Origin of the sequence: Accumulibacter sp., assembly GCF_036625275.1 — a bacterium.
Lineage (GTDB): Bacteria > Pseudomonadota > Gammaproteobacteria > Burkholderiales > Rhodocyclaceae > Accumulibacter.
Window position 1 is genome coordinate 79,317 of sequence record NZ_JAZKUD010000002.1, and the last position, 13,949, is coordinate 93,265.

Here is a 13,949-nt window from a genome sequence, read left to right on the forward strand (position 1 = left end):
TATTCAGGGTACAGGGTCAAAACCACCCGGATTCCATGGATGGCAACGGAATAGTCGGTGCAGGGCAAGGCGCGCGCCCTTGATGGCGCCATATTTTTCCACAGCTTCGGTTGCGTACTCGGAGCAACTCGGGAAAAAACGGCAACGGCGGCCCAGCATTGGGCTGACCGCGTATCGGTAGAAGCCTATCAGCGTAAGCAGCATGTGTTTCATCGGATCATTGTCGAGATGAAGTGGCTCTGCTCAACAAGCCCCGGATTTCCTGCGCCATGGCTTGCCGGTCGAGTATCAAAGGCCTGACCGCCAAGCGAAGTACGAAATCGCTTGAGCGAAGCCGGGAACGCATCAGGCGAAACTGCTCTCTGGCCAACCGTCGAACAAGGTTTCGATCAACCGAGCGTCGCAGGAAGCGCTTGGCGACGACCAGGCCAAGTCGCGCTCCGGGCACTTCTTCGATGCTACGCGGGCGGTAATGTAGCAGGAAATGCCGGCTCTTCAGCGCCCTTCTGAAACCAAAAACGGATGAATACTCATCCGTTCTGATCAAGCGATATTGCTTCGGAAAAGCGGTAGCAGATACTGCAGGAGTACCGGCGGTAGATGGCCTGCCGCTCAAACTGCCAGACGATGGCGACCTTTGGCGCGACGAGCCCTGATGACGGCACGACCACCACGGGTAGACATTCGAACGAGAAAGCCGTGTGTACGCTTGCGGCGAACGACCGACGGTTGATAGGTACGTTTCATGGTTAAACCTTTGAAGTCAAAGCAAGAAAAACGTGTGATTAGACAGCTTCCGATAGAGTCTTGTCAAGGCCATATTTTTTCTTGAGCTGTGGATAACTTCGGTCTAACCGGTTAGAATTTAGCCTTCAGCGAGTGGGACAAGGTCTTCGATGGTCGGGCTGAGCCGCCGCCGGTCCCATTGGCCAGACGAACCATGGCTGCATCCTGCCGGCAGGGAATACAGCCATCTTATTGATTCCAAAAAGACGCCTATCATCGAGAGCGGTCGTTGCTGCCGCACTACTACAGGATTACGCTTCATGAGCCTCAATGAGTAGTTTCTGGTCTTCCTGTCTGAGCCAGTTCGAACAGGAACTTCCTTCCCAGCAGTTCAATACCTGGATCCGCCCCCTTCGTCTTGAAGGTGATGATGCACGTGGCCTGCGCCTACTGGCGCCGAACGGTTTCATTCTGAAGTGGGTCAAGGAGCGTTATCTGGCGCGCATCGAAGCCCTGGCCAGTGAATACTTTGCCGCGCCTGTGAACATCACCCTGAGCCTGGGAGAACGTACAGCAGCAAACTCCAATGACGGTGCAATGCCAGCAGGCAAGGCCACGCCGACCGGGGCAACAGCGGTAGTTACCACAACAGCGAAAAAGACCTCGCCGGTCGACAAGGACAGATCAGGCTACGAAAAGACCCGCTTGATCGCTACCTTTACCTTTGGCAACCTGGTCGTTGGCAAGGCCAACGACCTCGCACGGGCAGCGGCCCAGCAAGTTGCCATCAGCCCGGGAGAAGCCACTTATAACCCATTGTTCATCTATGGCGGAGCAGGTCTGGGCAAGACACACCTCATCCATGCGATCGGCAACCGAATCGTTGAACTTGATCCGGAAAAGGTAGTGCGTTATGTCCATGCCGAAGACTACTATTCAGACGTTGTCCGCGCCTATCAGCAAAAGTCTTTCGACGTCTTCAAACGCTACTATCGTTCATTGGACGTTCTCCTCCTCGACGATGTGCATTTCTTCAATGGCAAGAACCGGACACAGGAAGAGTTCTTTTATGTTTTCAATGCATTGAGTGAAGCCAAGAAGCAGATTGTGATCAGTTCGGATACCTATCCGAAGAATATATCGGGACTTGAGGATCGTCTGATTACCCGCTTTGACTGGGGATTAACGGTCCAGATAGAGCCCCCGGAAACGGAAATGCGGGTAGCAATTCTGAAGAAGAAGGCGGAAGTCGAGGGCGTGGAGCTGGACGATGAGGTGGCTTTCTATGTCGCCAAACACTTGCGCTCCAATGTTCGGGAACTTGAAGGGGCCCTCAAGAAGGTGCTCGCCTACTCTGCGTTTCACGGGCAGGGGATCACTCTGGATCTGGCCAAGGAGGCGCTAAAGGATGTGATCGGTTCGGTCAATCGACAGATCACCGTCGAGAGCATCCAGAAGACCGTAGCAGAGTATTTCAAGATGAAAGTGGCCGACCTGTTCTCGAAGAAGAGGACGCGGGTAATTGTTCGACCACGTCAGATTGCCATGTGGCTGGCCAAGAACCTGACGTCGCAGAGCTATCCGTCAATCGGTGATGCTTTCGGTGGCCGTGATCACACGACCGTTCTGCATGCCGTACGTACCATCGACGAGCTGCGCACCAAGGACAACGAGCTCAACCATGATGTGCACGTTCTCCTGCAGGTACTGAAGGGCTGATGGACTGGCAGGAAAAGTCCGTGGGCAAGTGACTGACAACTGGTGGACAAAGTGCCCAGCATGGGCTTGTGGATAAGTTGTCCGTTTACATCCACAAGCTCATACCGTCTTTCTACAGCCGTTAATTAGTAGCTAATATATTGAATTACATACAAAATAAGAATGCTTCAACAGACTTGTCCGGACTTTAGTCTTTATAGGATCTATATATATGCTCTTTACTAAAACACGGCGCGACATCCTGCTGGGACCCCTGCAGGCAGTCTCAGGAATTGTCGAAAGGCGTCACACACTGCCGATTCTTTCGAACGTACTGCTTGAAAAAAAGGGAGAGGTACTGACACTTCTGGCGACGGACATCGAGATCCAGATCACCACGTTTACTTCCGATCCCAGTGGGGATGGCGATGGCGCAGTCACTGTTGCTGCGAGAAAGCTGCAGGAGATTCTGCGATCCTTGCCGGAAAGCGCGGAGGTCAGCCTCATTCTCGAGGACCGGCGAATGCAGGTCAGGGCGGGCAAGAGCCGCTTCAATCTGCAGACGCTGCCTGCGGAAGACTTTCCCTGCATGGCGCTTGCAGAAGGGGAAGTCAAGAAAATTACCGTGAGTCAGAAGCAGTTCCGTCACTTGCTGTCGAAGACCCAGTATTCGATGGCTACCCAGGACGTGCGTTATTATCTGAACGGACTCCTGTTACTCGTTGAAACCAGTGAGTTGCGGGCGGTGGCGACCGATGGTCATCGACTTGCCTATGCGAGCATGCCTCTCGAAAACACGGTGGACGTTCCCGCCGATAAGAGGGATTCGCGGCAGGAACTGATCCTCCCGCGCAAGACAGTGATTGAACTCAATCGTCTGCTGGCAGACTCCGATGAGCCCATCTCGATTGAAATCCTGTCGAATCAGGTACGTTTCCAGTTCGGCCCGGTCAATCTGATCTCCAAGCTGATCGATGGCAAATTCCCGGATTATCAGCGGGTCATCCCGTCGACCCTGCGCAACGTGGTGGCGGTGAACCGCACGACGCTGTTGCAGTCGATGATCAGGGCAGCCATTCTGACCAACGAAAAATTTCGTGGTGTTCGGCTCATCCTGTCGGAAGGCGGTTTGAAGATCATGGCCGCCAATGCCGAGCAGGAAGAAGCGCAGGAAGAAATCGAGGTCGATTACAACGGTGAGCCGCTTGATGTCGGTTTCAACGTTTCCTACCTTCTCGATGTGTTAAACAACACCTCTGACGAAACCATCGAATGGGGATTCAACGACGCCAATTCAAGTGCCTTGCTGACCATCCCCGGCAACGAGCACTTCAAGTACGTTGTGATGCCAATGCGAATCTGAGCGCACTCGCAGCCACTGCAGCTAGCAGCGAAGTTAACAGGAAATGGATACTGGATTCAGCATGATTCAAGAGAATGAGCAGTTTGCCTACGACGAATCGAGCATTCAACAACTCGAAGGCCTGGAGGCAGTTCGCAAGCGTCCCGGGATGTATATCGGTGATACTTCCGACGGGACCGGTTTGCACCACATGGTGTTTGAAGTCGTCGATAACGCCATCGACGAAGCACTGGCAGGTCATTGTGACGATATCGTGATTACCATTCACGCCGATAACTCGATATCGGTTAGTGACAATGGCCGCGGTATTCCAACCGGCATCAAGTTCGATGACAGGCATGAGCCAAAACGGTCTGCAGCCGAAATCGTGATGTGCGTGCTGCACGCTGGCGGCAAGTTCAACCAGAATTCGTACAAGGTGTCCGGCGGTTTGCATGGGGTGGGCGTTTCCTGTGTCAATGCGCTTTCGCGATGGCTCCGTCTGACCATCTGGCGTGATTACAGGAAGCACTTCGTGGAGTTCAACCGAGGGACAGTCGTCGATCGTTTGATCGAAATCCAGAAGGGGGTCGAGGTATCGCCACTCAAAGTGCTCGGAAATACCGAGAAACGCGGTACTGAACTGCACTTCATGGCTGATGAAGAGATTTTTGGCCAGGTCGAGTTTCATTACGAAATCATTGCCAAACGCTTGCGCGAACTTTCATTTCTGAATAATGGCGTGAAGATTCGCTTGCACGACCAGCGTACCGGCAAGGAAGAGAATTTTGCATTTCTGGGCGGAGTCAAGGGTTTCGTAGAATACATCAATCGAACCAAATCGGTCCTGCATCCGAACATTTTTCATGCCAGCGGCGATTCAATCAGCATCAATGGCCTGATCAGTGTCGAAGTCGCGATGCAGTGGAACGACAGCTACGCAGAGCAGGTCCTTTGCTTTACCAACAATATTCCACAGGCCGATGGTGGCGCCCATTTGACCGGTCTGCGCGCTGCCATGACGCGGGTCATCAACCGTTACATTGAAGAGCATGAGATCGCCAAGAAGGCGAAGGTTGACATCAGTGGTGACGACATGCGTGAAGGGCTGGCCTGCGTTCTGTCGGTGAAAATGCCCGACCCGAAGTTTGCTTCGCAGACGAAAATGAAGCTTGTTTCCTCGGAAGCGCGTCCGGCAGTTGAAGAAGTCGTCACCGCGAGACTTGCCGAGTTTCTGCAGGAGAGGCCGGTCGATGCCAAAGTCATCACTGGCAAGATTGTGGAAGCGGCACGCGCCCGTGACGCTGCGCGCAGGGCCAGGGAAATGACACGTCGCAAGGGTTTGCTCGATGGCGTCGGTTTGCCGGGCAAGCTCGCCGATTGCCAGGAAAAAGACCCGGCGCTTTGCGAGCTTTACCTGGTCGAGGGCGATTCCGCCGGAGGCTCCGCAAAACAGGGCCGGGATCGAAAGTTCCAGGCGATTCTCCCGCTCAAGGGAAAAATCCTGAATGTCGAAAAGGCGCGTTTCGACAAACTGATTTCCTCGCAGGAAATTGTGACCCTGATTACAGCCCTTGGAACGGGTATCGGCAAGGATGAATACAAACCCGAGAAGTTGCGTTACCACCGGCTGATTATCATGACCGATGCCGATGTGGACGGTGCGCACATTCGTACGCTGTTGCTGACGTTCTTTTACCGGCAGATGCGTGAACTGGTTGAGGGCGGTCACGTTTATATCGCGCAGCCGCCGCTATACAAGATCAAGCACGGCAAGACCGAGCGTTACATCAAGGACGATCAGGCCCTGAAACAGTTTCTTCTGACCCTGGCCCTCGAAGGTTCGGTATTGACGCCGCAGGCAGGTGCTCCGGAAATTTCCGGAGCGGCGCTGGAAATCCTGGCGAGAGAATATCTGCTGGCCGAAGCCGTCATCAACCGCCTTTCGCACCTGATCAACCCGGAAGTGCTGCATGCGCTGATCGACAGCAATCTCAAGATCGAACTGGCGGATGAGCGATCTGCCACCGCCAGTGCCAAGGCCCTGATGGAAGCGGTCGACAACAGGTTGGGGATCAACATCGTGGCGCGTTACGATACGGCTCGCGAACGTTGGCAGTTACGTATCGAGAAAATCCTGCATGGCAATCTCAAGCTCGGCGTGATTGACGAAGATTTACTGGTCAGTGGTGACTATGCGCAACTTCGTAAAACCGCCGAGATACTCGCCGGCCTTTTTGCTACCGGTGGTTTTGTAGCTCGCGGCGAAAAGAAGAAAATGGTCAGCAGTTTTGCTGAAACGATGCAGTGGTTGCTCAGTGAGGTCGAGCGTAGTGTGACCAAGCAGCGTTACAAGGGGCTTGGTGAGATGAATCCTGCGCAGCTCTGGGAAACGACCATGGATCCGAAAGTACGCCGTCTACTCAAGGTCCAGATCGAGGATGCGATCGGCGCCGATGAGATCTTCAGTACGCTGATGGGCGAACTGGTGGAGCCGCGCCGCAGCTTCATTGAAACGAACGCGTTGGCCGCACGTAACATCGACGTTTGAATTCATGGTGCATCATGGTCGGCGAGCCTGGAATTTTTATGGCTGTTAGTCAGCGGTGGCGATTGATGGCGTTACGGGTCGCCTCGGCGGCGCTACGGGCGATATTGGCGTAGTCTTCGCCCTTTCCGGCGTAGAGGATGGCACGCGAGGAATTGATGATCAGTCCGACGCCGCTGGCAGTGCAGCCGGCGCGTACCGTGGCTTCGATATCGCCACCTTGTGCGCCGATGCCAGGAACGAGCAACGGCATGTCTCCGATCAGCGTTCGCACCCGAGCGATTTCGCTGGGAAAGGTCGCGCCGACCACGAGCGCGCATTGGCCATTGACGTCCCATTCCTTGCTGACCAGGCGGGCCACCCTTTCATAGAGTTTTTCACCGCCGACATCGAGGAACTGGAGATCACTCCCGCCAGGATTCGACGTGCGACACAGCAGAATGATTCCCTTGTCGCGATACGCCAGGTAGGGTTCGATCGAATCCCGCCCCATGTATGGATTGAGGGTGACGGCATCGGCCCGGAAGCGCTCGAAAGCTTCGATGGCATATTGTTCGGCGGTGCTGCCGATGTCACCCCGTTTGGCATCGAGGATCACGGGCGTTGCCGGATGTCGGAGATGAATGTGTTCGATCAGTGCTTCGAGTTGATCTTCGGCGCGGCGAGCGGCGAAGTAAGCGATCTGCGGTTTGAAGCAGCAGACCAAGTCGGCAGTAGCGTCGACGATGGCGCGACAAAACTCGAAAATGGCGTCCGGTCTGTATTGCAAATGGGCGGGGAATCTTGCCGGATCGGGATCGAGACCGACGCACAGCAGGGTATTGTTTTCGCGCCATACCGAGTTGAGTGCTTTGATAAAGTTCATGGGCTGATTACCTGTTGCAAAGGCCTCATTCTAACGGTCATGACTTTTCCAGGCACCCCCGATCATGAAAGTCATGACCGTTTCCTCCAGACTCTCTCCTGCTTGCAGGTGTGGGGAGATTCGTGAGTCGCTGACGCGACTTCCACATTGAAAGGTTCTTCGCCTGGGCAGGCGAAGACAGGATGAGCCGCGACGCGCACGGCATTGCTGGCCAGGCAGATTTTGAGTGAGGACAGGGCCTTGAAAACGATCGAGCAGTACGACTATCTTGCAATGCGTGCCGGGGCATTGGTCATTGAAGCAGATGGATTTGGCGAAAAGGTTCTGCGACTGGCCGACGGTACGATGCTCAAGCTCTTTCGGCGAAAGCGCTGGTTGTCCTCTGCAGCCTGGTATCCCTATGCCCAGCGTTTCGCTGACAACGCGGTCGCGCTGCGTAAACGTGACGTACCAGTGCCGGAGATCATCGATGTCTTGCGAATCCCTTCGATTGCGCGCGACGCCGTACACTACCATCCACTGCCCGGGAAGACGTTGCGCGAGATGCGCTACGAAGGCCTGGATCCGGATACCGAACAAGAGCTGAAGAGCGCATTCACCCGTTTCGTGATTCGCTTACATGAGAGTGGAGTGTATTTTCGTTCGCTGCACCTGGGGAACGTAGTTTGCCTGCCCGATCGACGCCTGGGCCTGATCGACATTGCGGATGCGCGGATCGGCGGCAGTCGCCTGGGGAGGCACAAGCGCGCGCGCAATCTTCGATGCCTGCAGCGCATTCCTGGCGAAAGCGAGTGGGTGGATTTCTACAGGGTGCTCAATGCCCGATGATGCCTTGGGAAATTCCAGTCAATGCAGGTTGTGCGCATGCGCCTGACCCTGTGCGATGAAACATGCGCCAGTGAAACTGTCCAGGAGAAATTTTGCCGCTCATCGCTGCTGTGCGGCGATGAGCATTTCGATCACGGGCAGTACATCCGGTCGGACGCCACGCCACAGAAAAAACGATTCGGCGGCCTGTGCAACCAGCATGCCCAGGCCATCGGTGACGAATCCGGCGCCGCTGGCCAGCGCCTGCGTCATGAAGGGGGTATTTCCCCGACCGTACGCCATGTCATAAGCCAGAGAATCCGGTGCAAAACAATCGGCGGGTAGTGGCAAGCACTCGCCACCGAAACTTGCCGAGGTGGCGTTGATGAGCACGTCGAACTGCTGATCGGCAATGTCCGCAAAGCCGCCAGCGGCAAGATGACCACGATCGGCAAACCTGGTGATCAGCGCTTCCGCCTTGCCAGGCGTGCGGTTGACCACCAGCAGTTGGGCAGGACCTTCTTCGAGCAGGGGGAGCAAGACGCCGCGCGCAACCCCGCCGGCACCTATCAGGAGAATCCGTTTGTGACGTAGCGAAATTCCCAGGCGGACCTGAATGTCGTGTACCAGGCCGATGCCATCGGTGTTATCACCAAGCACAGCGTTTTCGTCAAACTTGAGCGTATTGACGGCCTGCGCCAACTGTGCCCGCTCGGTCAGGTGATCGGCGATCATCACCGCGTCGACCTTGAAGGGAATGGTGACGTTCAACCCTTTGCCGCCCTCCCTGCAGAATTCGGCCACGGCTTCGGAAAAACCACCGATGGGTGCAGAAATGGCCGCGTAGCTCATGTCCTGGCCGCATTGTCGAGCAAAGGCAGCATGTATCAAGGGTGACTTGGTTTGGCTGATCGGGTTTCCGATCACTGCATAGCGGTCAGTCATGTATTTTCCTTGGCATCGACAACAACCATCCAAAGCCACTCAACGAGCATGAATTCTGGTAGTCAGTCAATTTCAATCATACCGACACGGTCGATCGTTGGTGTCATGGGATGAGCCATGCCGCTCACAATTGCAGATCGAAGAATCCAGTGCATTGACTTGCAGGGCTCGAATGATGAGCTTTCGAAAGCAGCATCATGGCACATCAATCAACTGGTCGCCATCGGCAGCCTGCACGCGGGTGCAATCGGAAGTGCAACTGACGCCGGGCGAGGTGGTTGGCGGTGGCACTCGGCACTAGCAGCCTGTCGGACTTGGAGTAGTGAAAACCGCCAAATTTCACGATGCGGAATGAGCAGGCCGGATTTCGTTGTTTTTCCGGCTTTTTGTACGGTTTTCCCGTCGTTTTTCCCTACTACAAGGGCTTCCCTGTAAGGCCAACAGTAGGTTTTCATCGTCGCCTTTCTTGAATCGCGCAGCGATTCTAAATGCGGCTCGGGCGGTGGCCCACGCCGCGAATTCGTCCCTGTCGAGAGACTTCCTGTCCTGCCAAACCGCGTGGTACTCGGCGAGCAAGGCGCCAATCAGGCGCAGTGCAGAGGCGTCGTTTGGAAAGCTACGGATGACGCGCTCACGGCGGCGGATCTCCTCGTTGAGCCGTTCCGGCAGGTTCGTGGGGCGTAGCCGGCGCCGGTCTTTTCCCGGCAGCGCCATGACGGTCATGGCCTCGTCGAACCCCGCCTCCAGACAGGCCACCGCCTTGGGCGCGCTCCTGGCAAAGCGTTCGGCGAACTCGCCCCTCTGGCGTTTCGCTTCACTCACCTCCGAGGCCTGGAAAATCCGCTTGGCGGCGGCCGCCACATCGGCACGAACCGTGACCAGCGCGTGACAGAGCCGATGGCGTATCAGATGAACCGGGCAACGCGGCCAACTCGCCCCCTGAAAATGCCTGGCAATGGCCTGTGTCAGGCCTCCATGCTCGTCGGAGACGACGACGGCAACGCCGGTCAGCCCTCGCCCCTTGAGCCAGCGAAACGTCTCCTCCCAGGGGCCGAAGCTCTCCGTATCGCCGATCCTGACCTCCAGGAGTTCCCGGTTGCCACCGGCACCCACCCCCGAAACGATGAGGGCCGCTCGCGGGACGATCCGCTCGTCCTCCCGGCTCTTCAGACACCGGGCATCGACCAGAATGAGCGAGGACTCGCCCTCCCGCCGCCGTTCGTTGAAGGCCCGGACGCGCGCGTCCAGACCCGCGCACAGCGCGCTCACCGTCGATTTCGAGAAACTCGCGCCGCACAACTCCTCCGTGATCACCGCCACCTTCCGTGTCGAGCCCCCCTGCACAACCCTTTTCCATCAGTGCCAGCACGAAAGCCTGCCCACTCCTCTGGGAGCGCTTGAAGCGCTCGGGCGAGAAGATACCCTCCCGTATTTTCGGCACCATCGATCTCACTGGTTCCCCCCGCGGGTAGAGCGTACGCGCACGGCTGCCATTTCGATCACCGGCTCGCGCTTCCGTCCGCTCGTGTCGCTCCGCTCCCAAAGCTTCACTCCCCTGCGCCTCCAGTATCGGGTTCAGCACCGTCTCCACCCGCTTTGCCAGTCCGTTCTGCCCGCTCAGCAGCCCTGGCAACAACTCCTCATCTACCCTAACCTCATAACCCGCCATCGCTGCTCTCCTTCGGTTGAGCAACTCTTTGACAAAGTCCTTTTATCGAACTGAAGCGGTGGCTGACCAGCCACCCAATTTACAGCAGTTTACGGACTTGATCCGAGTTTGTCGCGGCGCACTGCAGGGCGTTGCAGTTCCACTTTGCCATCGGCATTGACGCCGTGCAGCGCAAATATGTTCTTGGCAAGATCGATATCGCGCGTTACGATGGTCATGATTTCTCCCCTTGGGTCGGTTGATGAGTTCGCAAACCCCATCTTGGCACTTCGTTGCCGCTTCGCGTCAGGCCTTGGCCTCACGCTCCGTCCGGGACGGGGAAGTCCCTTTCATTCGTTAGGGCGCATAGTCCAATATGACTGACGGTCACGCGCACGGGACGATGAACGTCACGATTACCACGATGACAAAGACGACCGCGATGGCAAAGACGAGAATGAACCTCGCCTTGCATCACCTCTTTGCCGCATGTCGATTCGCTGCGCGCATTCGTGGAGTCGAGCGAGACCATACTGGCCAACCTTTTGGCGCCTTTTGGGGCGAGATCCTCCACCATGCGCTTGGAGTAGCGACTCTGACCGCAGCGTCACTTGAGAGCTACGCGAACGAGATGTACTTTGAGGGCTCGATCCTCGCGGAGGCGTTGCCACTCCCAGCAGCCGCAGAGATTGCTGATCTTGTCGACCGGGAACCTGTACTTCGGAAGTACGCGGTGGCTCTTGCAGTTCGGGCAGGGAAGCGCCTGGACTTCGGCGCAGGCCCGGTACAGAACGCGGACGCCCTGATCAAGCTGAGGAATGCAGTTGTTCACTTTCGACCAGAGTGGTTCGGAGAGCAACAGGCCCATGACAAGCTTTCGAGACTCCTACAACACAGGTTCCAGGCTTCGATTTTCTTGCCAAATGAGGCCCTCTTTCCGCGAAGCTGGGCGTCAGCTAGCTTCGCGCTGTGGGCGGTGCAATCGTGCATGACGTTCATGCAGCACTTCTACGCGCAAGTTGGCCTACCTTGTCCGATAGACCAGTTCGAAGATCAGATCTCAAAGCTCCTGAATGCGCCCTAACATGTCGCTGCAGCCGACCCGCTAGGCGTGGCGGTTGAACTATTGAGTTGGGCAACACATGAGGTCGTGATTCGGGTAAATTTCCAGTAACCACGATAGTCCATGGACACTCGAATACTTAACAGCCTGCCTGCACACCTGCCGCCTTCATTGGCTGCGCTTACAGCCCCCTGTTACCTTCACAAAGCCAGTCGAATTGCTGTGGGCGCATTACTCGCGTGCGCATTGGCGCTGGTACTTGCCGGCCTCTTTTTCATCGCATCACGCTGGCTTGCAGGAAAAAGTGACTTCAGTGAGATCGCCTTTGCCTTGTTCTTTCTGTTTTTCTTGATCATGCTGCTACGCCCGAGCGTATGGTCCGACCTGATTACTTTGGCGGCTGACAGCCGCGGTTTGTATTTCGTCGGCGGCACAAACAGTCATTTTGTTCCTTGGCAGGACACCGGCCCGATGTGGTTGGAAACCGCCTACACGGGTGACCACCCGGAGATGAGCGTGGTGCTCACCATCCGGACTCATTCGACTTTCTGGGATGCCGCAAAGCAGTCGAATTTCATGCGGCACTCCATGCCTTCCGAAAAGCCGCCGGGCTATCTGCCTGTGCCGCTGGGTACGCAAGGTATCGATCCTCAAGTTACAAGGAAATGTCTTGAGGCACTGCGTGCGTTGTCGGGTACCAGCAACACCTACCCACAATACGATCCCGGCCCCGACCAGCGAAGGTGGGAGTTGGTTGCGGCGGGATCTTTGCTTCTTGCTGTCTCGATCTACTTCATCTGCACAATGCTGCAATCGTACTTTCAGGGCTACGGCATCGGCGTGGGGTTTGTCATCCCGGTAGCCATGGCATTAGCCGCGTTGTGGATTGTTCGCTACGGATGGAAACGAAGGTGTTAAGCAGAAATCCACCATCGCCACTCAAGCCGGATGAGGGACCGAACTTCACGACCCACCGGCTTGTCCGTAAAGGTTCAGTATGGATCTTTCAACCCACGGGGTTTGTCAAGATATTCCCCAGTGTCTTTACGATGTTCGGCTACGTCTTCATTGCCGCTTCCGTCCTGACGGTGTGGCAAAGCCTCTTCAATAGCCTGGCGGCATTGTGTGGTGGCGCACTGGCCATCGGCGTCGGACGTTTAATTGCTAGGTTCTTGGGGAATACCCCGCGTTTTGACACTATGCGTCGTCTAGTGGAAGTACCGGAGCAGCCAGCGTTGAGTCTACGTTTGGATGCGTCATCTGGGACGACGTCACTCGACTTTACGGAGGTAAGCGAACTTGAGATCGTCCACAAGCGGGTGACAGACACCGAGATCGACGACTACGACAACTACGAACTCAATCTGGTAACGCAGGACGGCCGGCGATTGAACCTGGTATCTCACCCCAACAGCGTACAGATTGCCCGCGAGGCACAGCAACTCGCGACCGTACTCGGCAAGCCGGTGGCCGACTGGCGCGCAAGCACCACTGCCCGGAATGGTAAATTGAACTAATAGTCGGCGCGGGCAAGATAGCGGCTACGTGTCGAAACGCGGTGTGCAACTTTTCAAGGCCGTTTGGGAGTACTTCCGTCGGCATTGGGCCGCAGGGTTCCCGAATCTGGGTGACCGTTCGACTTTCGTTCGGCAACTGGCCAACCTGGGCCACGTCAAAGCCCTTCTGCATCGGCACTGGGCGGTGGCACTGGGGGCCTTCGAGACCAAAGTGCATCTCGTAGACGGATTCCCGGTGCCCGTCTGCCATTCCTGTCAGCACCGGATGTAAATTGACCCAAGTCACCGATTGAAAATTGATACACCGGGTTGAGAGAATCGGCGACTTTTTGGGTTGCCGGTGATGACAAACGAGGGGTATGTGGAAATCGAGGTTTTGAGGAGACACGGGTTCAGTTTGCGGCGGTTTGCGGCGGAGATACTCTGTTGAAAGTCAACTTTTTAGGCGGTTTGAGGGTTGGCTGGACGGGTATGACATAGAAGCGTTCGCTGTCGAAAGGCTTGTTGGTCGTGAGTATACCGTGGATGGCGACGAGAAGTTTGCGCATGACGGCGCAGACGACTTACATGGGGGGTTTGCCGCGAGCCGCGAGGTGTTCGGCGTAGGCCTTGACGTGGGGATCGTGGGCCTTTTGGCGCTGAGGGTGGGCATGTAGAGGACGGCACACAGATGTCCGTTGCCGGCCTTGGAGATGCCCGTTTTTTGTCGACGCGGGTCCCGGAGCGGAAATGCTTGGGGTCCAGGCCGGCAAACTTGATTCACTGCGGCGCTCGCAGTCCCTGGGGCAGT

12 protein-coding genes and 2 pseudogenes are annotated in these 13,949 nt (G+C 56.3%); 7 read left to right on the forward strand and 7 right to left on the reverse strand.

Annotated elements, in window-relative coordinates:
* Positions 1 to 3 precede the first annotated feature (3 nt).
* The 3 genes from yidD to rpmH are packed head-to-tail and all read right to left on the reverse strand — an operon-like array spanning position 4 to position 747.
* The gene (gene yidD, locus V5B39_RS01635) at positions 4 to 213 is read right to left on the reverse strand and encodes a membrane protein insertion efficiency factor YidD (RefSeq protein WP_332340924.1); all 210 of its coding nucleotides are present in this window, start codon (positions 211 to 213) and stop codon (positions 4 to 6) included.
* A 4-nt stretch (positions 214 to 217) separates the two neighbouring features.
* Positions 218 to 616, reverse strand: a complete 399-nt coding sequence (gene rnpA, locus V5B39_RS01640) for a ribonuclease P protein component (protein WP_332340926.1) — start codon at positions 614 to 616, stop codon at positions 218 to 220.
* On the reverse strand, positions 613 to 747 hold the full coding sequence (rpmH, locus tag V5B39_RS01645; RefSeq protein WP_081444259.1) for a 50S ribosomal protein L34: 135 nt from the start codon (positions 745 to 747) through the stop codon (positions 613 to 615). The genes rnpA and rpmH overlap by 4 nt, the downstream gene beginning before the upstream one ends.
* Positions 748 to 1,056: 309 nt before the next feature.
* On the opposite strand from rpmH, the gene dnaA reads away from it, so the two are divergent.
* The 3 genes from dnaA to gyrB all read left to right on the forward strand — a co-directional run bounded on the left by dnaA (position 1,057) and on the right by gyrB (position 6,317).
* Positions 1,057 to 2,445, forward strand: a complete 1,389-nt coding sequence (gene dnaA / locus V5B39_RS01650; RefSeq protein WP_332340928.1) for a chromosomal replication initiator protein DnaA — start codon at positions 1,057 to 1,059, stop codon at positions 2,443 to 2,445.
* 211 nt (positions 2,446 to 2,656) lie between these two features.
* Positions 2,657 to 3,787, forward strand: coding sequence for a DNA polymerase III subunit beta (gene dnaN / locus V5B39_RS01655; protein ID WP_332340930.1), 1,131 nt, complete (start codon positions 2,657 to 2,659; stop codon positions 3,785 to 3,787).
* Positions 3,788 to 3,848: 61 nt separating this feature from the next.
* Positions 3,849 to 6,317: a DNA topoisomerase (ATP-hydrolyzing) subunit B gene (gene gyrB, locus V5B39_RS01660; RefSeq protein WP_332340931.1), complete on the forward strand. Its 2,469-nt coding sequence runs from the start codon at positions 3,849 to 3,851 to the stop codon at positions 6,315 to 6,317.
* A gap of 49 nt (positions 6,318 to 6,366) precedes the next feature.
* Here the strand turns inward: gyrB and pyrF are convergent, their stop codons facing one another.
* Entirely contained in the window at positions 6,367 to 7,179 is an 813-nt protein-coding gene (pyrF, locus tag V5B39_RS01665) for an orotidine-5'-phosphate decarboxylase (protein WP_332340933.1), read from the reverse strand.
* A gap of 273 nt (positions 7,180 to 7,452) precedes the next feature.
* Here pyrF and V5B39_RS01670 point away from each other — a divergent pair, with 273 nt between their 5' ends.
* Positions 7,453 to 8,007: a toluene tolerance protein gene (locus V5B39_RS01670; protein ID WP_434735642.1), complete on the forward strand. Its 555-nt coding sequence runs from the start codon at positions 7,453 to 7,455 to the stop codon at positions 8,005 to 8,007.
* 99 nt (positions 8,008 to 8,106) lie between these two features.
* Here V5B39_RS01670 and aroE read toward each other — a convergent pair whose 3' ends face one another.
* The 3 genes and pseudogenes from aroE to V5B39_RS01685 all read right to left on the reverse strand — a co-directional run.
* The gene (aroE, locus tag V5B39_RS01675; protein WP_332340937.1) at positions 8,107 to 8,931 is read right to left on the reverse strand and encodes a shikimate dehydrogenase; all 825 of its coding nucleotides are present in this window, start codon (positions 8,929 to 8,931) and stop codon (positions 8,107 to 8,109) included.
* A 492-nt stretch (positions 8,932 to 9,423) separates the two neighbouring features.
* Positions 9,424 to 10,600 (reverse strand): annotated as a pseudogene (locus tag V5B39_RS01680) (IS256 family transposase); the annotation flags it as partial.
* A 104-nt stretch (positions 10,601 to 10,704) separates the two neighbouring features.
* A pseudogene (locus tag V5B39_RS01685) lies at positions 10,705 to 10,818 on the reverse strand (IS110 family transposase); the annotation flags it as partial.
* 164 nt (positions 10,819 to 10,982) lie between these two features.
* On the opposite strand from V5B39_RS01685, the gene V5B39_RS01690 reads away from it, so the two are divergent.
* From V5B39_RS01690 to V5B39_RS01700, 3 genes are all read left to right on the forward strand, one after another.
* Positions 10,983 to 11,663: a hypothetical protein gene (locus tag V5B39_RS01690; RefSeq protein WP_332340939.1), complete on the forward strand. Its 681-nt coding sequence runs from the start codon at positions 10,983 to 10,985 to the stop codon at positions 11,661 to 11,663.
* Positions 11,664 to 11,765: 102 nt separating this feature from the next.
* The gene (locus tag V5B39_RS01695) at positions 11,766 to 12,560 is read left to right on the forward strand and encodes a hypothetical protein (protein ID WP_332340941.1); all 795 of its coding nucleotides are present in this window, start codon (positions 11,766 to 11,768) and stop codon (positions 12,558 to 12,560) included.
* Entirely contained in the window at positions 12,542 to 13,159 is a 618-nt protein-coding gene (locus tag V5B39_RS01700; protein WP_332340943.1) for a hypothetical protein, read from the forward strand. Before V5B39_RS01695 ends, V5B39_RS01700 begins: the two co-directional genes overlap by 19 nt.
* Positions 13,160 to 13,949 lie beyond the last annotated feature (790 nt).

Excerpts from the sequence above, each read along its gene's own strand:
- yidD (WP_332340924.1), bottom strand. The coding sequence starts at position 213 with ATGAAACACATGCTGCTTACGCTGATAGGCTTCTACCGATACGCGGTC.
- rpmH (WP_081444259.1), bottom strand. The coding sequence starts at position 747 with ATGAAACGTACCTATCAACCGTCGGTCGTTCGCCGCAAGCGTACACAC.
- dnaA (WP_332340928.1), top strand. The coding sequence starts at position 1,057 with ATGAGTAGTTTCTGGTCTTCCTGTCTGAGCCAGTTCGAACAGGAACTT.
- dnaN (WP_332340930.1), top strand. The coding sequence starts at position 2,657 with ATGCTCTTTACTAAAACACGGCGCGACATCCTGCTGGGACCCCTGCAG.
- gyrB (WP_332340931.1), top strand. The coding sequence starts at position 3,849 with ATGATTCAAGAGAATGAGCAGTTTGCCTACGACGAATCGAGCATTCAA.
- pyrF (WP_332340933.1), bottom strand. The coding sequence starts at position 7,179 with ATGAACTTTATCAAAGCACTCAACTCGGTATGGCGCGAAAACAATACC.
- V5B39_RS01670 (WP_434735642.1), top strand. The coding sequence starts at position 7,453 with ATGCGTGCCGGGGCATTGGTCATTGAAGCAGATGGATTTGGCGAAAAG.
- aroE (WP_332340937.1), bottom strand. The coding sequence starts at position 8,931 with ATGACTGACCGCTATGCAGTGATCGGAAACCCGATCAGCCAAACCAAG.
- V5B39_RS01690 (WP_332340939.1), top strand. The coding sequence starts at position 10,983 with ATGAACGTCACGATTACCACGATGACAAAGACGACCGCGATGGCAAAG.
- V5B39_RS01695 (WP_332340941.1), top strand. The coding sequence starts at position 11,766 with ATGGACACTCGAATACTTAACAGCCTGCCTGCACACCTGCCGCCTTCA.
- V5B39_RS01700 (WP_332340943.1), top strand. The coding sequence starts at position 12,542 with ATGGAAACGAAGGTGTTAAGCAGAAATCCACCATCGCCACTCAAGCCG.